Annotated in this window: 18 protein-coding genes; 12 read left to right on the top strand and 6 right to left on the bottom strand. The window is 47.2% G+C overall.

From position 1 onward, the window contains the following. Positions 1-39 precede the first annotated feature (39 nt). The 5 genes from atpA to ZMTM_RS13310 all read left to right on the top strand — a co-directional run bounded on the left by atpA (position 40) and on the right by ZMTM_RS13310 (position 5702). Complete coding sequence (atpA, locus tag ZMTM_RS13330; protein ID WP_221764311.1) at positions 40-1581, top strand: F0F1 ATP synthase subunit alpha; 1542 nt, start codon at positions 40-42, stop codon at positions 1579-1581. Positions 1582-1608: 27 nt separating this feature from the next. Then, on the top strand, positions 1609-2478 hold the full coding sequence (atpG, locus tag ZMTM_RS13325) for a F0F1 ATP synthase subunit gamma (RefSeq protein WP_221764310.1): 870 nt from the start codon (positions 1609-1611) through the stop codon (positions 2476-2478). Positions 2479-2578: 100 nt separating this feature from the next. Next, positions 2579-3994: a F0F1 ATP synthase subunit beta gene (gene atpD / locus ZMTM_RS13320; protein WP_221764309.1), complete on the top strand. Its 1416-nt coding sequence runs from the start codon at positions 2579-2581 to the stop codon at positions 3992-3994. A gap of 37 nt (positions 3995-4031) precedes the next feature. Further along, on the top strand, positions 4032-4460 hold the full coding sequence (locus ZMTM_RS13315; RefSeq protein ID WP_221764308.1) for a F0F1 ATP synthase subunit epsilon: 429 nt from the start codon (positions 4032-4034) through the stop codon (positions 4458-4460). A gap of 99 nt (positions 4461-4559) precedes the next feature. Continuing rightward, a complete protein-coding gene (locus ZMTM_RS13310; RefSeq protein WP_221764307.1) occupies positions 4560-5702 on the top strand; it encodes a methyltransferase in 1143 nt (380 codons plus the stop codon). Positions 5703-5704: 2 nt separating this feature from the next. On the opposite strand, the gene ZMTM_RS13305 is transcribed toward ZMTM_RS13310, so the two are convergent. The 3 genes from ZMTM_RS13305 to msrB all read right to left on the bottom strand — a co-directional run bounded on the left by ZMTM_RS13305 (position 5705) and on the right by msrB (position 7454). Next, positions 5705-6337, bottom strand: a complete 633-nt coding sequence (locus ZMTM_RS13305; RefSeq protein WP_221764306.1) for a glycoside hydrolase family 19 protein — start codon at positions 6335-6337, stop codon at positions 5705-5707. Between the two features lie 14 nt (positions 6338-6351). Next, positions 6352-6909 carry a hypothetical protein gene (locus ZMTM_RS13300; protein ID WP_221764305.1) on the bottom strand — a complete coding sequence of 186 codons (558 nt, stop codon included), beginning with the start codon at positions 6907-6909 and terminating at the stop codon, positions 6352-6354. Between the two features lie 152 nt (positions 6910-7061). Continuing rightward, positions 7062-7454, bottom strand: coding sequence for a peptide-methionine (R)-S-oxide reductase MsrB (gene msrB, locus ZMTM_RS13295; protein WP_221764304.1), 393 nt, complete (start codon positions 7452-7454; stop codon positions 7062-7064). Positions 7455-7623: 169 nt separating this feature from the next. Here msrB and ZMTM_RS13290 point away from each other — a divergent pair, with 169 nt between their 5' ends. Continuing rightward, on the top strand, positions 7624-7911 hold the full coding sequence (locus ZMTM_RS13290; protein WP_449810821.1) for an HU family DNA-binding protein: 288 nt from the start codon (positions 7624-7626) through the stop codon (positions 7909-7911). Between the two features lie 94 nt (positions 7912-8005). On the opposite strand, the gene ZMTM_RS13285 is transcribed toward ZMTM_RS13290, so the two are convergent. Further along, entirely contained in the window at positions 8006-8800 is a 795-nt protein-coding gene (locus ZMTM_RS13285) for an SDR family NAD(P)-dependent oxidoreductase (RefSeq protein WP_221764302.1), read from the bottom strand. Between the two features lie 24 nt (positions 8801-8824). Further along, a complete protein-coding gene (locus ZMTM_RS13280) occupies positions 8825-9730 on the bottom strand; it encodes an alpha/beta fold hydrolase (RefSeq protein ID WP_221764301.1) in 906 nt (301 codons plus the stop codon). A 137-nt stretch (positions 9731-9867) separates the two neighbouring features. Here ZMTM_RS13280 and ZMTM_RS13275 point away from each other — a divergent pair, with 137 nt between their 5' ends. Then, on the top strand, positions 9868-10479 hold the full coding sequence (locus tag ZMTM_RS13275; protein WP_221764300.1) for a TetR/AcrR family transcriptional regulator: 612 nt from the start codon (positions 9868-9870) through the stop codon (positions 10477-10479). A 74-nt stretch (positions 10480-10553) separates the two neighbouring features. Next, on the top strand, positions 10554-12218 hold the full coding sequence (locus ZMTM_RS13270) for an FAD-dependent oxidoreductase (RefSeq protein ID WP_221764299.1): 1665 nt from the start codon (positions 10554-10556) through the stop codon (positions 12216-12218). 1 nt (position 12219) lies between these two features. On the opposite strand, the gene ZMTM_RS13265 is transcribed toward ZMTM_RS13270, so the two are convergent. After that, positions 12220-14109, bottom strand: a complete 1890-nt coding sequence (locus ZMTM_RS13265; protein ID WP_221764298.1) for a PQQ-dependent dehydrogenase, methanol/ethanol family — start codon at positions 14107-14109, stop codon at positions 12220-12222. A 181-nt stretch (positions 14110-14290) separates the two neighbouring features. Here ZMTM_RS13265 and ZMTM_RS13260 point away from each other — a divergent pair, with 181 nt between their 5' ends. The 4 genes from ZMTM_RS13260 to ZMTM_RS13245 all read left to right on the top strand — a co-directional run bounded on the left by ZMTM_RS13260 (position 14291) and on the right by ZMTM_RS13245 (position 19344). Continuing rightward, a complete protein-coding gene (locus ZMTM_RS13260) occupies positions 14291-15028 on the top strand; it encodes a dienelactone hydrolase family protein (RefSeq protein WP_221764297.1) in 738 nt (245 codons plus the stop codon). 269 nt (positions 15029-15297) lie between these two features. After that, a complete protein-coding gene (locus tag ZMTM_RS13255; RefSeq protein ID WP_221764296.1) occupies positions 15298-17292 on the top strand; it encodes a TolC family protein in 1995 nt (664 codons plus the stop codon). A 12-nt stretch (positions 17293-17304) separates the two neighbouring features. Continuing rightward, positions 17305-18033, top strand: a complete 729-nt coding sequence (locus ZMTM_RS13250) for a hypothetical protein (RefSeq protein WP_221764295.1) — start codon at positions 17305-17307, stop codon at positions 18031-18033. A gap of 54 nt (positions 18034-18087) precedes the next feature. Beyond that, positions 18088-19344, top strand: a complete 1257-nt coding sequence (locus ZMTM_RS13245; protein WP_221764294.1) for an HlyD family type I secretion periplasmic adaptor subunit — start codon at positions 18088-18090, stop codon at positions 19342-19344. Positions 19345-19392 lie beyond the last annotated feature (48 nt).

The raw sequence follows: 19392 nt of genomic DNA, 5'->3' as shown, positions 1-19392 counted from the left end.
ACTCAAAGGTTGGACCTCACAAGGTCAGGAGACAGACAAATGCAGTTATCAACATCAGAAATTAGTGAACTGATTAAAAGCAGATTAGAGAATTACTCTACCACTGCCGAAGCACGTACCCAAGGTACCGTGATATCAGTGACAGACGGTATTGTGCGTATTCACGGTCTATCAAACGTGATGGCCGGTGAAATGATCGAGTTTCCTGGCAATACATTCGGTTTGGCGCTCAACCTTGAGCGTGATTCAGTCGGTGCCGTGGTACTGGGTGATTATGAACACATTACCGAAGGCGATATCGCTAAATGTACAGGCCGTATTCTTGAAGTGCCAGTGGGCCCTGAACTGATTGGCCGTGTGGTTGATGCGCTGGGCAATCCCATTGATGGTAAGGGCCCAGTTAACGCAAAGCTGACTGACAAGATTGAAAAGATGGCGCCAGGCGTGATTGCGCGTCAATCAGTGAATGAACCAGTACAAACAGGTATTAAGGCGATTGACTCCATGGTGCCAGTTGGCCGCGGTCAACGTGAATTGATTATTGGTGATCGTCAAACAGGTAAAACAGCGGTTGCCGTTGATGCCATCATCAATCAAAAAGGTCAGAACATGACCTGTATCTACGTTGCGGTTGGCCAAAAGGCTTCAACCATTGCTAACGTGGTACGCAAACTTGAACAATATGGTGCGATGGAATACACCATTATCGTAGCCGCCTCAGCTTCTGACTCAGCAGCGTTGCAATACATTGCGCCATACTCTGGTTGCACCATGGGTGAATATTTCCGTGATCGCGGCCAAGATGCATTAATTGTTTATGATGACTTGACCAAGCAGGCGATTGCTTATCGCCAGATTTCATTGCTGTTACGTCGTCCACCAGGCCGTGAAGCTTATCCAGGCGATGTGTTCTATCTCCACTCACGTTTGCTCGAACGTGCTGCTCGCGTAAATGTAAACTATGTCGAAGCCTTCACTAAGGGTGAAGTAAAAGGCAAGACGGGTTCATTGACCGCATTGCCCATCATTGAGACACAAGCGGGTGACGTTTCTGCATTCGTACCAACTAACGTGATTTCGATTACTGATGGCCAGATTTTCTTGGAGTCAGATTTGTTCAACGCTGGTATTCGTCCTGCAATCAACGCCGGTATTTCAGTATCACGCGTTGGTGGTGCAGCCCAAACCAAGGTCGTTAAAAAGCTGGGTGGTGGTGTACGTTTAGCACTTGCGCAATATCGTGAATTGGCTGCTTTCGCCCAGTTTGCTTCTGACCTTGATGAAGCCACCCGCAAGCAGTTAGAGCGTGGTCGTCTGGTGACTGAATTGATGAAGCAAGCTCAGTATCTGCCATTGTCAGTATCTGAAATGGCAATCAGCTTGCAAGCTGCTACCAAAGGCTATTTGGATGATGTGCCTGTTAACAAGGTGCTGGCTTTTGAATCTGCCTTACATGCATTTATCAAGTCTAAATACAAAGCCATTGCTGACAAGATCGAAGCAACACTTGATCTATCAAAAGATGATGACAAAGAACTGTCAGCAGCGATTGAAGACTTTAAAGCGACTAGTGCTTACTAAGATAACACTAGAATCTGGAGCTGAATAATGGCCGGTAGCAAGGAAATACGTACCAAGATCAAGAGCGTTGAAAATACGCGCAAGATCACCAGAGCGATGGAAATGGTCGCCGCTTCCAAAATGCGCAAAGCGCAGGAACGGATGCGTGCAGCTCGTCCATATGCTGAGAAGATCCGCAATATAGCTGCTCACTTGTCGCATGCGCAGGCTGAATACCGTCACCCATTCTTGATCAAGCGCGATGTGGTTAAAAACATCGGCCTGATCGTGATTACGTCAGATAAAGGTCTTTGCGGTGGTTTGAATACGAACGTACTGCGTATTGCTGTGAACCAGATGCAAGCTTGGGAAAACGACAGTCATGGTGTGCAAGTCACTGCGATTGGCAACAAGGGCTTGGGTTTGATGACTCGCATTAACGCGAATATCAAATCTCAAATGACTGGTTTGGGCGATAAGCCACAGATGGAAAAGCTGATTGGCCCAGTTAAAGTGATGCTAGATGCTTATGTTGCAGGCGAGATCGATCAGTTGTACATCGCCTACAACCGCTTTATTAATACCATGAAGCAAGAGTCGGTGATGGAGCAGTTGCTACCGCTTTCAGGTGAAAGCCTTGGTGCACCAACAGGTCATTGGGATTACATCTATGAGCCAGATGCACAAGTCGTCATTGATGATTTGATGGTGCGTTACATTGAGTCATTGGTGTTCCAGTCTGTTGCAGAAAACATGGCATCAGAACAAAGCGCACGTATGGTGGCGATGAAGTCAGCATCTGATAACGCAAAAACAGTAATTGGTGAGTTGAAGCTGGTTTACAACAAAGCCCGCCAAGCTGCGATTACCAAGGAAATTTCAGAAATTGTCGGTGGCGCTGCAGCTGTATCTGGCTAAGCGCAAAAGTGATTCAGTAGCAGTTTCAGGTTAAGAACTACCCAGTTAATAGATGAATGCAAAAGCATTCAACAAATAAGTTTAGATAGGAAATCGCAAAATGAGTGAAGGTAAAATCGTTCAGTGTATTGGCGCCGTAGTTGACGTCGAATTTCCGCGTGATCAAATGCCCAAGGTTTATGAAGCCTTGCTGGTAAGCGATGATGGTGCAACCGCAGAAGCTGGCTTGACCCTTGAAGTGCAGCAACAGCTAGGCGATGGCATCGTACGTACGATTGCTATGGGTTCTAGCGATGGTTTGCGCCGCGGCACCAAAGTAACCGCTACTGGCGTTGGTATTTCAGTACCAGTTGGTAACGCTACATTGGGTCGTATCATGGATGTGCTGGGTCGCCCGATTGATGAAGCTGGTCCGATTGCTACCGATGAACGTCGCGAAATTCACCAAAAAGCGCCAAGCTTTGAAGAGCTCTCTCCTTCGGTAGATTTGCTTGAAACAGGCATCAAGGTGATTGATCTGGTTTGTCCGTTTGCCAAGGGCGGTAAAGTTGGTTTGTTCGGTGGCGCGGGTGTAGGCAAGACCGTGAACATGCTGGAACTGATCAACAACATTGCTAAAGAACACTCGGGTTTGTCGGTGTTTGCTGGTGTAGGTGAACGTACTCGTGAAGGTAACGACTTCTACCACGAAATGGCAGAAGCTGGCGTTATCAAGCTGGACAACCTGTCCGAATCAAAAGTAGCCATGGTGTTCGGTCAAATGAACGAACCACCAGGAAACCGTTTGCGTGTTGCGCTTTCAGGTTTGACCATGGCTGAAAAATTCCGTGACGAAGGCCGTGATATCCTGTTCTTCGTGGATAACATCTACCGTTACACACTGGCTGGTACCGAAGTATCTGCGCTATTGGGCCGTATGCCTTCAGCTGTAGGTTACCAACCAACATTGGCTGAAGAAATGGGCCGCTTGCAAGAGCGTATTACTTCAACCAAAACTGGTTCTATTACTTCTATCCAAGCCGTTTACGTACCTGCGGATGACTTGACCGACCCATCGCCAGCGACCACTTTCCAGCATTTGGATTCTACCGTTGTGTTGTCACGTGATATCGCTTCACTGGGTATTTACCCAGCGGTTGATCCACTGGATTCAACCTCACGTCAATTAGATCCACTCGTGGTTGGTGATGAGCATTACAGCGTAGCGCGTTCAGTACAATCTACCTTGCAACGCTACAAGGAATTGCGCGACATTATCGCGATTCTGGGTATGGACGAACTAGCGCCAGAAGATAAATTGGCAGTAGCCCGTGCACGTAAGATCCAACGTTTCTTGTCACAACCTTTCCACGTTGCTGAAGTATTTACAGGCGCACCTGGCAAGTATGTTTCATTGAAAGATACCATCAAGGGCTTCAAGGGCATTGTGAATGGTGATTACGATCACCTGCCAGAGCAGGCTTTCTATATGGTCGGTGCGATTGAAGAGGCTATTGAAAAGGCTAAAACGCTTTAATTTTTAAGCCAATAACCATAGCAAATAGGTAAACAGCATGACAGCAACCATCCATATTGATGTAGTAAGCGCCGAAGAGTCTATCTTCTCTGGCGAGGTTGAGTTCATTGTGGCGCCTGCGTTGCAAGGTGAAGTCGGTATTTATCCTCGCCATGCGCCACTGTTGACCACCATTAAAGCTGGCGCTTTACGCCTGAAGATTTCTGATCAGGCTGAAGAGCAGTTGATATTCGTTTCTGGCGGCATACTTGAGATTCAACCAGGCATCGTTACAGTATTGGCAGATACTGCTATTCGTGGCCATGACCTGGATGAAGCGAAAGCCTTGGAGGCCAAGCGCGTGGCTGAAGAAGCGATTAAGAACAAGAGCTCAGAAGTAGATTACGCCAAAGCACAAGGCGAACTGATGGAAGCCATGGCGCAATTGCAGGCGATTCAACAGCTACGCAAGATTACAAAACATTAATACCAGCCCTGATTGGCAGTAGACTGTAAAGGCAGCGTAAGCTGCCTTTTTTATTGGGTAATATAATCAGGTAATAAATAAGTACGGAGCACATTTCTTTTGAGTGAATCACCAGTAATTAGTTGGGTACAAGCAGGCAAAACCATCAGTAGGCAATGGCGCTCAGAAAGTGGCACACCACCGCCTAAGCGTGTGATGGTCGTAGATGACACCATGACGGCAGATGCTGCTTACAGGCTTGCCTGCGAAGGTACGGCATTGCTTTGGCGAGGTGACTTCCAGAATGCGCGTCAATTGCTCCAAGCCATGGCGCGTCGTGCCCAAGCCCCTAAACATAAGAATAAGACTGAGAAGATTAGCGCAGCCAGCCCTGCTGAGGCATTTCATCTACATCGACAAGCACAGTCACAGCGTGCACGTACCTTGGCGATGTTGTTAATTGAATTGACGTCAGAGCATGCCAGCACGTTACGTCGCGCTCCCGATGTAAAGTCAGCTTGTGAACAAGTGTATGGCCCAGCAACAGCAGCCTATGTTATTTCATTACGTGAATTATTAGGCTTGATTGGCGCTTATGAATGGCGCAAAAAAGGCGTAGAAATTCCAGCGCTGGCGAACCAGATTCACCCGCATTACGGCGTATTTTCGCCTGTGCGCGGTGAATATATCCAGCTGATTGCAGATACGCCTTTGCCTAATTCGGAGTTGGCGTTTGATATTGGTACTGGTACTGGCGTTATCGCGGCAGTATTGGCACATCGCGGTGTTAAAAAAGTCATCGCTACTGACCAGGACGACCGTGCCCTGACCTGCGCCCATGAAAACATTGAACGCATAGGTCTGAGTGACCGTATTGAGATAGTAAAAGCCGACCTATTTCCTACGGGTCAAGCGCCATTGATAGTCTGCAACCCACCTTGGATACCAGCGCGCCCTAGTTCACCAATTGAACATGCGATTTATGATCAGGATAGCCGCATGCTTTTGGGGTTTTTAAATGGTCTTGCTGCGCATCTAACTACCGATGGCGAAGGCTGGCTAATCCTTTCCGATATTGCAGAACATTTGGGCTTGCGAACTCGCGATGAGTTACTTGCTGCGATTGATAAAGCTGGTTTAGCGGTAATAGAAAAGCGCGATACAAAAGCCACACATCCGCGTGCATCAGACCCAACAGACCCTTTGCATCTAGCACGTAAAGCCGAAGTAACCTCACTCTGGCGGCTTACTGCTAAAAGTTAATTTTAAGCGAGTTGACCTTCTATTAGGTTAAGTAAAGCCAAGCGCTCACTTAGCCCAACACTACCGCCGTTAATACGTTTGGTGATTTCGGTAAAGTCTTCCAGATCGTTGTCATCAGTGCGATCATCTGCCAACGCATTGAGTCCGCGACTGCTCCAGAACCATGCGGCGCTCATTGCGGCATGTGACTTTTGCAACAATAAATCAGGCTGGTTAACTAAATCGAGGCCTAACGCTTTACCTGCGTCAGCATAGTTACTGCGACCAGTGATCTGGATGATGCCGCGACCACGAAATTTATAGCCGTCACCACTACTGCTATCGCCATTACCCAAGCGTTTGGCATAGACCAGGTTCGCCAGTTTTTCTTCGTTATTCACATAAGGTAACGCGCTAGCTTCATCTGGAAAACGCTTAGGCCAGACCTTGGTGAGCCGCAACGCTGTCTTGTAATTTAAACCTTCTACCAAGCGGTTGAATTGACTAGATTCATGCCCTGTTTGTGCCAAAAAGCTAGCGATTCTAGCGGGGCTATTGATGGCATATTTCTCCATGGCTGGCGCCAGTGCTTTGACCCAATCATCAGGCGCTGCGCATAGTGGAAAAGCTTTTTTCAGGGCATCTGCTGTAATCATGTTTACCTCTCAAGTTAACTATTAATGGGGCGGTAACTCCATCGAGGAATCACCAGCAGCATGATAAAAGACGCTAGCGCAACGGTGGCGGATAAAATGATAATCGCTGGGTGCTCAGCGATACGTTCAGGATATATGTGAATGACAGCGCCCAAGCCGATGCCATTAGTCCCGGCTACAAGTGTAGCTGCAGCATATACGTGAAAGCGTCTCGCTTTATTGGCCGCAATCGTCCATACGGGATCAATGTGGTAACTAGGAAGTGATTGGTGGGCATTGTCCAACTGCTCAAGTATCGAAAGGAAATGGCGTAAATTTGCGATTGCACGCTCGGCCATGTAATTCAGAAAGACCAAAGCAAGAGACGCGACTGGAAAACCAAGTACCAGCCACTCAATCGGTGGCGCAATTCCTCCCACAGTTGGCTTTAGCGCGACCAGCGCAGCAAGCAAACTCACCATTAGAGTCACATAAAGGGTTAATGCCTGTTGGCGTTGCGCAATGCGCACATTGATTTCTTGATAAGCGGCAATAAAACGGTAATTTGCATCAACATGTGACTTGATAGCCATGTGGGTGACCCTAACCTCGTGCTTGTATCTAAAAATAGAGTATCTAGGAATTCAACATTTCTGCCAAATATATTGATGCTTAAAAGCATGTACCTATCAATAAAAAAACGACCCATTTGAGATCAGTCGTTTTATCTTCGGTGTTTTAGTAATTAAACAGGTTTAAAACTAAGAGATGCAGAGTTAATGCAGTAGCGCAGGCCGGTAGGCGGTGGTCCATCAGGGAAAACATGACCTAGGTGCGCATCGCAGACATTGCATATTACTTCGGTACGGATCATACCTAGAGATATATCGCGTTCTTCACGCACATTTTCAGGGTTAAGCGGTTTGAAATAACTTGGCCAACCGCAGCCTGCATCAAATTTGGTATCAGACTCAAATAAATCTGTACCGCAACATACGCAGCTATAAATACCATGTTCATTAAAGTCAGCATATTCGCCAGTTCCAGGACGTTCAGTTGCTGCTAGTCGTGTGACCTGATATTGCATCGGGCTGAGCTGTGCTTGCCATTCAGCATTTGTTTTAACGACTTTGATCATCGCGATTCTCCAAAATTGGTAAGAAATAAGAGCCCTTAAATGCCAAAAAGTTGCCACGTAGCGCCTTTATTTGCGCGGTTTGACAAGATTTGTACCTAAGTAATGAGAACTAGTAGCAAAAACTAGTGCAATCGACAAAAAATGGTTTAAGATAAGCGCTCCAAAATCAATCAGGATTACTCAAGTGAATAAAACCGAACTCATTGCAGTTATCGCTGCAGAAGCTGGAATCTCTAAAGCCGCCGCTGCTAAAACCCTTACCGCCATTACTGATAGCATCACTGCTTCATTAAAAGCAGGTGAACCAGTTGCTTTGATTGGCTTTGGTACATTCAAAGTAAGCCAACGCGCTGCACGTACTGGTCGCAATCCACAGACTGGTAAAGAATTAAAGATTGCTGCACGCAAGGCTCCAGCCTTCACAGCAGGTAAAGCACTTAAAGATGCAGTGAACTAAATACTTAGTTATTTAGGCTCTTGTATCTGAGCCACTGTATTGAAAAAGCCAGCTTAAAGCTGGCTTTTCTTATTGCGTCACTTGTAATGAATGATTAATTTAAATAGCGGCTTGCTGGTATGGTACGAGACAGATTCGGCGTGAGTACTTTGCGGGCGGCATCCAGTGATTCCCATTGAGCGATGTCTGGTAGCGAAGGGATTGTAATCAATTCGCCCTGATCAAACCCAGCCAAAGCTGCATCTACCAAGTTTTCAGGAGTCATCACTATCTGGCTAGGCAAGTTATGTACTGGCAAGCCTGACTTATCCCAGAATGGCGTATCAATTGCGCCAGGCAGCACTGCTTGTACCTTAATGCCTTTATCAGCTAACTCGTGATGCATAGACTGCGTAAAATTGACGACATAGGCTTTGCTGCCGCTGTAAGCACCATTCAACATTTCAGGCGCTAATGCGACAATAGAGGCGATATTGATCACAACGCCTTTACCGCGTTTGACGAATGATGGAACGACGGCGCCAGATAAGCGCGTTAATGCCGTTACGTTCAAGGTGATCATGGTTTCAAGTTCATCGAGATTGGCATCTACCAGTTTTGATGTTGCGCCTAACCCAGCATTGTTCAGCAGCAATGTAATGCTGCTATCGGAGCGCAGGCGATCTTCAATCTTTGCCAGATCAGTTTTCAAGGTGAGGTCAGCCGAAATAACTTCTACGTTGACGGGATATTCAGCTTTGATCTGGCTTGCTACTTTTTCCAGCTTTACCTGATCGCGAGCGACCAGAATAAGGTCATAGCCGCGCTTTGCCAGACGGTCTGCATAGACAGCGCCTATGCCGGTGGATGCACCTGTAATAAGTGCAGTACCTAGTTTTGCTGTAGTCATTTTATTGCTCCTAAAGTAGTTAAATTATTGGTTAAGAAAATCGTTGGCAGTTTTCACGAACGTATCGTGATACTGAAAAATAGAGCCGTGATTCGAATCGGGGAATAACACCAGTTGGGCATTTTTCAATGTTTTAAACATCGTGACGGAGCTCTCGGTACCCAACATCGTGTCGTTGCTACCTTGCACGATGAGCACTGGCTGGGTGATTGACTTGAGCAACTTGTTTTCAGGGTCGTTGGTGTTGGTCCAGACTATCAGTGCTTTAGCCTGAGCATCAGCAATGTCTTTACCGCTTTCGGGGTCGCGATTTTGTGTTCTTGCGCTTGCACGTTTGATGAATTCACGGCCAGCTTGCTGGCTTTCTGGGCTGTGCGTGAAGAACAGCCATAGGCGTGGGTCTGGAGAATCTTTTTGTGAGAATGCCTCGCCCAATACTTGCATCAGGTGATCGCCGCCGCCTTGATACGAAGTGCCAGCAAGGATTACTTTACCTATTAGGTCTGGATGCTCAGCAGCTAGCTCCTGTGCAATAAATCCACCCAGAGAGAAGCCAAGCAGATCTACTTTTTTATAACCAAGTGCATTGATGAAAGCTAAAGCATCTGTGCTCATTTGCGCAACGTTATCGGGGGTTTTTCCGCTCGTTGATCCCACGCCTGTGTTATTAAAAACGATGACTGGGCGTTCTTTTGCCAAGCCGTTGACTACGGCGGGATCCCAGTAATCCATCGTGCCAGTGAAGTGTTGTAACAGTATCAATGGCGTTCCCGTGCTTTTACCTAAAGTTCGGTAAGAGAACTTGATGCCGCTAGCCTCGATAAACTTGGTGGGCGCTGTTTCAAGTTTGTCCTGCGCTGAAGCTGTACCTGCCTCAACAATAGAAAAAGTGGCAGCCATTAATAGTACTGATTTCAGATATTTGTTCATTTCATTTTCCTCATAAGTTATGTTTTGTACTACAAGGTACATAATAAATACAAACAAAATAGCAAGTCAATAACTATTTGTACTTAACAGTACAAATATATTGGACAAGCGCAAATAAATTCTTTATTCTGCTCATTATGGAGACTACCAAAACTCAGAAGCCACTAGGTCGGCCACGTAAATTCGACAAAGATGTAGCATTAGAAAATGCTCTGCAGCTATTTCGTCGTAAAGGGTATGAAGCCACTTCGATGACAGATATCACTGAAGCCTTGGGCATTAATCGCCCAAGTGTTTATGCTGCGTTTGGTAATAAAGAAACCTTGTTTTCACAAGTGTTAGCTAAGTATGTTGAAGGACCTACGGCGTATTTAGACGAAGTATTATTTGAAAAAACCTCCAGGGAAGTTGTCAGGCAGTTGCTGATTCAATCAGTTGATTTGCTTACTTCGCTGGAAAAATCTACGGGTTGTTTAGCTGTGCTGAGTTCTGTAAGCTCAGAGCTGGAGAGCGTTGGCATCCAGCAGAAAATCATCGACTCTTTGCATCGATATGAGAAGAAACTTGCTAAAAGGTTTGATCAGGCAATAAATGAAGGTGATCTTCCAGAGGGATCGAATTCAGAATCTTTATCGAAGTATGTGACTACCGTCCACAAGGGGCTTTCTGTTCAGGCCTCTAATGGCGCTTCCAAAGAAGAGCTGTATGGTGTGGTGGAGGTTCTGTTGCAAAGTTGGCCAGGGAAATGAGCAGGTAAAGCGCGAATAGCCAGCGCATTTCCAAATCTTAAAAGCTTTGTCATAAAAATCTTAGGAGCTACAGCGTGGCCACTGATATCAAACTACCCCCCATCGCTGAAAACAGGCGCCACCAGATATTCCCCACACTCAACGAAGCTCAATTTAATCTATTGATGCACTATGGTGAGTTACGCCAATACAAGGCTGGCGATGTGCTTTTTACCGAAGGTGAGCGGCATATCAGCATGTATGTGATTCTCTCGGGTCGCATAGATATTATTCGCAATGGTTACAAAGGCCCGCATGTCATTGCATCACATGGGCCAGGCGTATTTACGGGTGAAGTAGGCACGCTCGCTGGCCGTGCCGCAATAGCGACAGGCTGTGTAGCTGAGGACTGCGAAGTCATCGTCATCAATGAATCCTCATTGAGAACCTTGGTAGTCAGTGAGGCTGATCTCAGCGAAACTATCATGCGGGCGTTTATTCTGCGTCGAGTCGCATTTATTGCTGACGAAAACGGTGGGGTCATGCTGATTGGCTCGCAAGCATCTGCGGCTACTTTAAGGCTTCGTGAGTTTTTATCGCGCAATGCGCATCCTGTGGCCTATTTTGATGTGGTCAGTCATCCTGAAGAAGCTAAAACCTTATTAGATAAATATGGCATGACTGTGGAAGATATTCCCTTTGTTATTAATGCCCAGTCCAAAGCCATCGTTAATCCAACCACTCGTGAATTAGCAGACCTTATCGGCTTAAGCCCCGATAGTCTGGATGGTAAACAATATGATGTTGTCGTGGTGGGTGCTGGGCCAGCAGGCTTGGCCTCTGCAGTATATGCAGCATCTGAAGGCCTTAATGTCATCGTGCTAGATGCAAAAGCTCCAGGCGGCCAAGCAGGAAGCAGTTCCAAGATCGAGAATTATTTTGGTTTTCCAACGGGTATATCAGGTCAGGCATTGGCTGGGCGTGGTATTTCACAGGCACGAAAATTCGGTGCGGAAGTCGCGGTGCCGATAGAAGTGAAGCGCTTGATATGTAATGTAGAGAAAGCTTTTGAAATCTTGCTGGACAATGGTGAGCAAATAACAGCCCGCTCAGTAGTGATTGCTACTGGTGCTAGATACCGCAAGCCTTTACTGAATGGGATTGAGAATTTTGAAGGTAGAGGCATTTACTACGGGGCTTCGTTCATGGAGGCCAATATATGCTCAAAGCAGGAAGTCGTGGTCAATGGCGGTGGCAACTCTGCGGGTCAGGCAGCGGTGTTTCTGGCTGGGCATGCCAGTCATGTTCATATCATCGTCAGGGGGTCTGGGCTGGCGGCCAGCATGTCGCATTATCTCATCCAGCGAATTGAGGCTTCACCGAATATCACTCTTCACGTTAATACCGAGATTATTGAATTGATTGGGGATACAAATCTAAGCAGCATTAAATGGAATGAAAATGCCCGCGTTGAAGAAGTGCCAATCTCACATGTTTTCTTGTTCCTTGGTGCTGAGCCTAATACTGCTTGGCTGGGAGACTGTATCCATCTGGATAAAAATGGCTTTGTGCTGACAGGCCATGATGCGGCAGATGCTGATTGGCCACTAGAAAGAGCGCCATATTTCCTTGAAACCAGCCGCCCAGGTATTTTTGCAGTAGGTGATGTGAGAAGCGCATCGGTGAAGCGGGTCGCCGCTGCTGTCGGAGAAGGGTCAGCTGCAATACAAACATTGCATGCTTATCTGGCAAGTCAGTAAATTAAAGGCTAAACACATTGAGCGCCCCTCCACCTGGCGCGGCATTATATTGACCCAGTGCCTTGTAGGCACCAGCAGCGCCTGCCCCATCTGATTCTTCAGTTAGGCCTAAATTAAGCGCAATCCCAGCCCAGCCACCTATGCCAGATAATATCGCCACATATTGTTTGCCATGATGTGCGTAAGTCATGGCATTGCCTACTACTCCTGAGCCAACTTGCGATTGCCATAGTAATTTGCCAGTCTTGGCATCTACGGCTTTAAACCAGCGGTCTAGCGTGCCATAGAAAATCAGGTCTGCGCTGGTAGCGAGCACTCCGCCCCATACAGAAAAGGTTTCCTTGTTGTACCAGATGGATTTACCTTTCAGGCCATCCCAAGCCATCAAACCACCCATGACGCCATCAGGACCCGGATACATGGTGATGCTGGCACCAACCCAAGGCTGGCCAGATACATATTTTGCTTCTACAGACTCATAATTCATGCATAAATGATTAAGCGGTACGTAAAACAGTTTCGTGTGCTGCGAGTAGGCGGCAGGCTGTTCATCTTTAATACCGACTGCTGCCGGGCAGATGCCTTGCACATTGACTTCTTGATGTGTTGAATAGCGGCCATCTTTTTGCGGAATGCCAGTAGCTAGGTCAATGCTAGTTGCCCAGTTAACGAAAGGATGCATTTTTGCAGCAACGAGCAGCGTGCCATCGCGCCTGTCAAAGGTATAACCAAAGCCGTTGCGGTCAAAATGCGTGGCAAGCTGTTTGCCTTCAGCATTCCAGAGGATGATTTCATTCACGCTGTCGTAATCCCACTCATCGTGCGGCGTGAGCTGGTAGCCCCACTTTGCTATGCCAGTATCAAGATCACGGGCGAATATAGTCATTGCCCACTTGTTGTCACCAGGCCTTACGTCAGCGTTCCAGACTGATGGGTTGCCTGTACCGTAATAAACAAGATTGAGTTTTGGATCATACGAAAACCAGCCCCAAACAGGTCCGCCGCCTGTTTCCCAGCCATGCTTGACGGCTTGTGGCTTAAGCCAGGTTTTAATACCAAGGTCAGTTTCAGGGAATTTCAACTGGTCTTTAGTAAATGCCTTGAACGAGCCATTTTCTTTGTTGCCACCATTCACATTTTCATAAGCAGATAAAGCGCTATATTGCGGGTTTGCATGGTTGAAATCAGCCCCTATCAGTACGTCACTATCAGAGCCCATGCTATAAGCTTTCCACGCCAATGAGCCATCATGAATATTATAGGCAGCAATAAAACAACGGATGCCGAATTCACCGCCGCTACAGCCTGTGAATACTTTGTCTTTAAATACATAGGTTGCGTTGGTGTTGGTGGCGCCTGTTTTGGGGTCATTCACTTTGACATGCCAGACTTTTTCACCAGTATTGGCATCTAGTGCAATCAATACACCATCGTTCTGCTGTAGAAAAATCTTGCCATCGCCGTAGCTCAAACCACGATTCACGCTATCGCAACATAATATGGCCTGCACAAGGGGTTCTTGTTTGGGAAAGTATGACCACAGGATTTTTTGGTTATTATTCAAATCCAGCGCATAAACATTATTGGGGAACGGTGTGTGCACATACATGATATTCCCGATCACCAAGGGGGATCCTTCATGGCCGCGCGTCACTCCCGTAGCAAAAGACCATGCCACATGCAGACGATTGATATTATCCTGATTGATCTGGCTGAGTTTGCTATAACCTTGATTGCTATAGTCTTTACGCGGGCTAGCCCATTGCTGGTCATCCTGCATCAAGTGTTGCAATGCGTCGCCTGATGCATGGTCTGCTGGTGCAGCATTAACCGGTGAAATACTGCATAGAGTGATGGCAAATATAGCGACTAGATTTTTTAGTAGGGTCATTGAAATGAAAATGTCTGCAAAGGATTGGATTTTATTGCTATAACGCTGAATTACCAGCATTTTATACGACCTGTAAAATCAAAAATCGTTGTAAAATCAGGAAGATTAAAAGTGTATAAATTAAAACACTTAGCACAACAACCAATAAAGAGCGTCTGAAGACCAATCCAAGGAGTAAAGCATGATTATTCAAAGCCATATTGCCGATTTACCAACCCCAACTGGCACGATGCGTACTTATTTACACCGCCCTGCTGGTGAAGGCAAGTTTCCTACCATTCTGTTTTACTCCGAGATTTTCCAACAAACTGGCCCAATAGAGCGTGCAGCCAAGATCATGGCAGGACATGGTTATGCGGTGCTAGTGCCTGAAGTGTTCCATGAGCTTAACCCGATCGGCACAGTATTAGGATACGACGACGACGGCCGCGACAAAGGGAATGCCGACAAAGCTGCAAAACCTGTTGAAAGCTACGATAGCGATAACGCCGCCATGATTGCCTGGGTAAAACAGCAACCATGGGCGAATGGCATCGTGGGCGCAATGGGCTTCTGTATTGGTGGTCATTTGGCGTTCCGCGCAGCTTTGCAGCCTGAAATCAAGGCTACTGCCTGTTTCTATGCGACTGACTTGCACTTGAACACTATGCCCAATCAAGCTGGCCAGCACAGCATGGAGCGCTTAAATGACATCACTGGTGAATTGATGATGATCTGGGGCAAACAGGATAACCACATCCCAACCGAAGGTCGCCTCAAGGTTTATCAAAAGCTGACTGAGCAAGGCCTCAAATTCACTTGGCATGAATTCAATGCCCAGCATGCTTTCATGCGTGATGAAGGCGAGCGTTATGATCCACAGATTGCCATGACTGGTTATCAGCTTGCTACACAGCTGTTTGGGCGTACTTTGCGTTAAGCATATACGCAAGCATGATTGTTATTTGTCGAGGGATTGACATGAATGCTGGCTATTTATGGAATAATCCTAATTCTTGATATAAGGTATTAGAAGTATTGCATTGATAATTAACGAAATTATCTAATAAGATGTAACTGGCGTAGTAATTGCTTAAAGTAAAAACGATGGTTTACAGAACATAGGCGTATGCAAGCCCATACTAAATTTCGCGAAAGTTTAATGTGTTAAGTAAAAAGAAACGTCTAATCCTAGAATGTATGTGGCCGATGTTAGTAGCGCCTGGAGTATGGGCTGCTGATGCGGTAGAAGTCAGTAAGCCTGCTAGCACGCCTCAGCAGACAGCTGCTCAAAACCAGATGAGTTCCTTGCAAGCAGCATCAAATGCGGCGCATGCGGCTGTGGAAGCCGCTAATGCTGCAGCCGTTGCCGCAAGTGCGGCGGCCAGTGCGGCCAATGCAGCCGCAAACGCAGCAAGTGAGGCAGTAAAAGCCACGGCACAAAGTATGCAGCAACTGCCTGCCCCGCAATTGATTCTAGATCCTACCCCTATCAAAGCACCTGAGCCAGCGGCTGCCAATCCAGTTGCCACTACAAAGTCAGCACCACTCGATACCAGCTTGCCTCCAGAGCAAGCAAAAAAACAATTGGCACCGATTGGTTTGCAGCCACTCGATACCAGCCTCTCCACGCAAACTGATTCAGTGTATGAAGTTAAAGATTTAAGCTTAGCCAAGCTATTTGGCGTGAGTTTGATCCCCGTGGCTGTTACAAGCCAGATGCACAATGAATACTTGAACAACAGCGAAAATGCGACAGATGCCCCACCTGCTGGCGTGGTCAATGCGATTGATTTGCCTGGCGCTACTAATGCTGCAGTGGTGTTCAGCCGTGATGTCAACATAGCAAATCAGCGTTTGGGCCAGGCTGACGCGCAATCAAACCAGGCACGCGCCCTGCTCTTGCCTAACCTTTCAGTGCGTTATGCCAGAGGCAGAGAAATTTCTTCACCTTCTTCAGTGATTGATCCGCTAACAGGAGCAGCAGCTGATCAATCGGCACATATTCGTACCGATAAAAGCATTACCCTACGCCAGCCTATTCTGGATTTGCAGAGCACTTATGACTGGCAGCGCCGCAAAGAGGTGATTAATTCGCGTGCAGAAAGCCTGCGCGGCAGTCAGGCCGATGCTTGGCTATCTACAGTAACTGCCTATCTCGGGTTAACTTCCAGCCGTTTGATTGCTGACCTTTCTTTAGGCTATGAAAAGCAACTCAACCAGTTGTTTGATTATGTAGATAAACGCGCTAATGCTGGCGCATCCAGTGGTTCAGACCGTCAACGTGTATTGGCGCGTACCCTGCAAGCTCGTGCGGCAAGATCACAACAAGAGTCAGCACATGCAGCCGCTAGTGTTGAGTTTTTGCGTCTAACCAATATTGCTCCTGAGCAGATTCGCTTGCCAGACCGCACTGATATGGGCGTGATACCCAATACTGTGGGCGAAGCCATTAAAATCGCCATGGAAAACAGCCCGGATATCGGCTCATTGCGGGCAGAGTTAAAAGCGGCGGAGCTAGACCAGAATGTGGCGCGCGCTAAATTTGGCCCACGTTTTGATATTGAGTTGTCTAAGCTGACGACCAATAACGCTGGTGGGCCAGCAGGGCTGCAAGAAGATACGCGCGCTATGGTGGTGATGAACTGGAATCTGCTCAATGGCTCTGGTGATTACTACCTGACCAATGAAAAAAAGGCGCGTCTGGATGAAGTGAAATATCGCCTGGATGATATTCAGCGTCGCATTACGCAATCGATGATTTCGCAATATGCCACGCTCGATGCTACCCGTGAGCAGCTGGTTTCAGGTTATCGCGAGTTGAATGCGATTTCTTCGGCTGTGACTTCAATGTCTGAAAAAATGTTCGCAGGTAATCAATCTTTGCTTGATTTGCTTGATGTGTATGACCGCCAATATCAAGCCAGAACACGTTTAGTCACTTTACACTCCCAAGAAATAGATGCGCTGTCACAAATCAGCCGTTTGCTGGGTCAGGCAACGGCGGTTAACAGCTCAGGTTTAGAGGTCATGCCGACTACTCCAAGCTTACCGAATGATGCACAACCAAGCGAAATTAAGAGTCAAGGTGCTAACCCTTCTTATTCAGCCCCACCTGCTAAATCTGCGGAATCAGACGAAGCTGCAGTAACGCCATTAGCGCCTTTAGAAGTCCCTGTTCCCGTTTCTACGATCAGGCCATAGTCAGGAGCCACGATGAATATTGATAGCGATAACGACGGCGGCGCGGATATTTTCTGGCCTGGCTATGTAGATGCAGTCACCAATCTGGTGCTGAATCTACTATTTGTCGTCGTCATTATGACCGTAGCTGTATTTATTTTTGCGATGGAATTAGGCCGTCGCAGCAAAGTGCCGCCTTCGCCAACACCACAAGCTGAGCAACAAAAACCAGCGGAGACGCCACAAACACCAGTGACCACGCCTGATGCTGCCAAGCTACAAAAGCAGGTAGATGCGTTGCTGCAACAAGTCGCCGACCTTAAAGATAAAGAACATGACGCCCAGCGTTTGCAAGAGGAGCTAGCTGCGCTTCAGCAAGACACAGCACCTGGCAAACGTGGCCCGCACAAGGTCGTAAAAGGCTCAGTACGTTCAGATGAGCCAGTGTCTGCTATCGACAAAATCACAGGTGGTCTGGTGGTTGATTTTAATGATGACGCGGTCACTTTATCTGACGAAGAAGGGCAAAAATTACGTGGGCCTATTGCCAGCATCGTTGCCAGCGGTGGCGCCAAGCTTGAAGTCAATGTACCGCCTGGCTTCACCGAGGCAAAAAGATTGGGCTATTACCGAGCAATGGCGGTGCGTAATTTACTGATCGAGATGAAGTTGCCTGCCGACCGTATTGAAGTATCGGTAAAAGAAGGGGTTGCAACCTCTGACAGCTCGCTAGTCTTGGTAAGCCCTGCTGGCACACCATGATCTTGTTGAGATGTGTAGTCAATGTTGAGTAAGTTACAAAAGATTTGGTCAGATATGACGCCACAACGGGCGTTTGTGCTAATTACAGCAATGAGTTTGTTGCTCTTGCTCATTTGGGCATCTCTGGCAAAGATAGATGTCATTGTGCGAACTACTGGCAGGGTAATTCCCGCAGGTAAGTCGCAGATTGTGCAGCATTTAGAAGGCGGTATCGTCAGTACTATTTTGGTACAAGAAGGCGAAACAGTGAAAGCAGGCCAGCCATTGGTTGAGTTGTCTGACATCAGAGCGCGATCTGACCTTGGTCAGGATCGTAACAAACGAGACTCGTTGCGGGGTCGCGAGGCACGTTTGCTGACTGAAGCAGCTGGAAAAAGTAGTATTAATTTTCCTGATGATTTAATTGATAGTGGTGTGAAGCAGGCTGAAACAGCCGCTTTTCAAGCCCGTTTATCACATAACAATGAAGAAACACGGGTATTGCGTGATCAAAGTGCGCAAAAGCGCGGTGAGATCGCTGAAACAGAAGCCAGATTGCGCAATTTGACAGGTGAGCTGGAGTTAGCGCGTCAGCAATTCCGCCTAATTGAAGGTTTGAACAAGAATGGCGCTGCTTCAAAAATGGAAATGTTAGATACGCAAAGTCGTTTGCAGCGCATGGAGTCTCAGTTTAACGAGTTGCAAACATCATTACCGCGCTTGCGTGCTGCGCAGGCGGAAACAGAATCAAAAGTCAGTGAGCTATGGGCGCATTTTCGTTCTGACGCTAGTTCGGATTTGACGCAAGTAAGATTGGAACTGGAAAAATCCAATCTGGATTTTGAAACCAATGAGGACAAATTGCAGCGCAATATCGTGCGTGCGCCAGTAGATGGTTTTGTGAACCGCATGATGTTTTCAACAGTGGGTGGCGTGATCAGGCCGGGTGAGCCATTGATGGAGATCACCCCTGAGGACGAGCGCATAGTGGTAGAAACTCGTGCACGGCCAGATGACCGTGCCAATTTGCGTAGTGGATTGCCAGCGCGCGTGCGTATTAGCGCGTTTGATTATGCAACCTATGGCGCGTTACCGGGCACAGTCACTGAAGTGAGTGCAGATACTTTGACTGATGAACAGCAGAGCCGCTATTACCGCGTACGTATTGATGCTGGCAGTGTAAGACAGGTAAAGATGGGAAAGGCAGCTGGGCCGATTTCACCTGGTATGTCAGTCACCGCTGATGTCGTGGTGGGTAAGCGTACGGTGCTTTCTTATCTGATATCGCCAATGTTGCGTTTTAGTGACCGCGTATTCCGCGATCCGCGTTAAGTATCGTGTTCACGTTAAGCATGGCGTTAATGATTAAAAGAGTTTTAG

This window comes from Methyloradius palustris (assembly GCF_019703875.1).
In the GTDB taxonomy this organism is placed as follows: Bacteria; Pseudomonadota; Gammaproteobacteria; order Burkholderiales; family Methylophilaceae; genus Methyloradius; species Methyloradius palustris.
This window is presented reverse-complemented; position numbering and strand designations above follow the sequence as displayed.

Bases quoted from the DNA above. Each gene is read 5' to 3' on its own strand.
- atpA (WP_221764311.1), top strand. From the start codon at position 40: ATGCAGTTATCAACATCAGAAATTAGTGAACTGATTAAAAGCAGATTA.
- atpG (WP_221764310.1), top strand. From the start codon at position 1,609: ATGGCCGGTAGCAAGGAAATACGTACCAAGATCAAGAGCGTTGAAAAT.
- atpD (WP_221764309.1), top strand. From the start codon at position 2,579: ATGAGTGAAGGTAAAATCGTTCAGTGTATTGGCGCCGTAGTTGACGTC.
- ZMTM_RS13315 (WP_221764308.1), top strand. From the start codon at position 4,032: ATGACAGCAACCATCCATATTGATGTAGTAAGCGCCGAAGAGTCTATC.
- ZMTM_RS13305 (WP_221764306.1), bottom strand. From the start codon at position 6,337: ATGATTACAGCAGATGCCCTGAAAAAAGCTTTTCCACTATGCGCAGCG.
- ZMTM_RS13300 (WP_221764305.1), bottom strand. From the start codon at position 6,909: ATGGCTATCAAGTCACATGTTGATGCAAATTACCGTTTTATTGCCGCT.
- msrB (WP_221764304.1), bottom strand. From the start codon at position 7,454: ATGATCAAAGTCGTTAAAACAAATGCTGAATGGCAAGCACAGCTCAGC.
- ZMTM_RS13285 (WP_221764302.1), bottom strand. From the start codon at position 8,800: ATGACTACAGCAAAACTAGGTACTGCACTTATTACAGGTGCATCCACC.
- ZMTM_RS13280 (WP_221764301.1), bottom strand. From the start codon at position 9,730: ATGAACAAATATCTGAAATCAGTACTATTAATGGCTGCCACTTTTTCT.
- ZMTM_RS13275 (WP_221764300.1), top strand. From the start codon at position 9,868: ATGGAGACTACCAAAACTCAGAAGCCACTAGGTCGGCCACGTAAATTC.
- ZMTM_RS13265 (WP_221764298.1), bottom strand. From the start codon at position 14,109: ATGACCCTACTAAAAAATCTAGTCGCTATATTTGCCATCACTCTATGC.
- ZMTM_RS13260 (WP_221764297.1), top strand. From the start codon at position 14,291: ATGATTATTCAAAGCCATATTGCCGATTTACCAACCCCAACTGGCACG.
- ZMTM_RS13255 (WP_221764296.1), top strand. From the start codon at position 15,298: ATGTTAGTAGCGCCTGGAGTATGGGCTGCTGATGCGGTAGAAGTCAGT.
- ZMTM_RS13250 (WP_221764295.1), top strand. From the start codon at position 17,305: ATGAATATTGATAGCGATAACGACGGCGGCGCGGATATTTTCTGGCCT.
- ZMTM_RS13245 (WP_221764294.1), top strand. From the start codon at position 18,088: ATGACGCCACAACGGGCGTTTGTGCTAATTACAGCAATGAGTTTGTTG.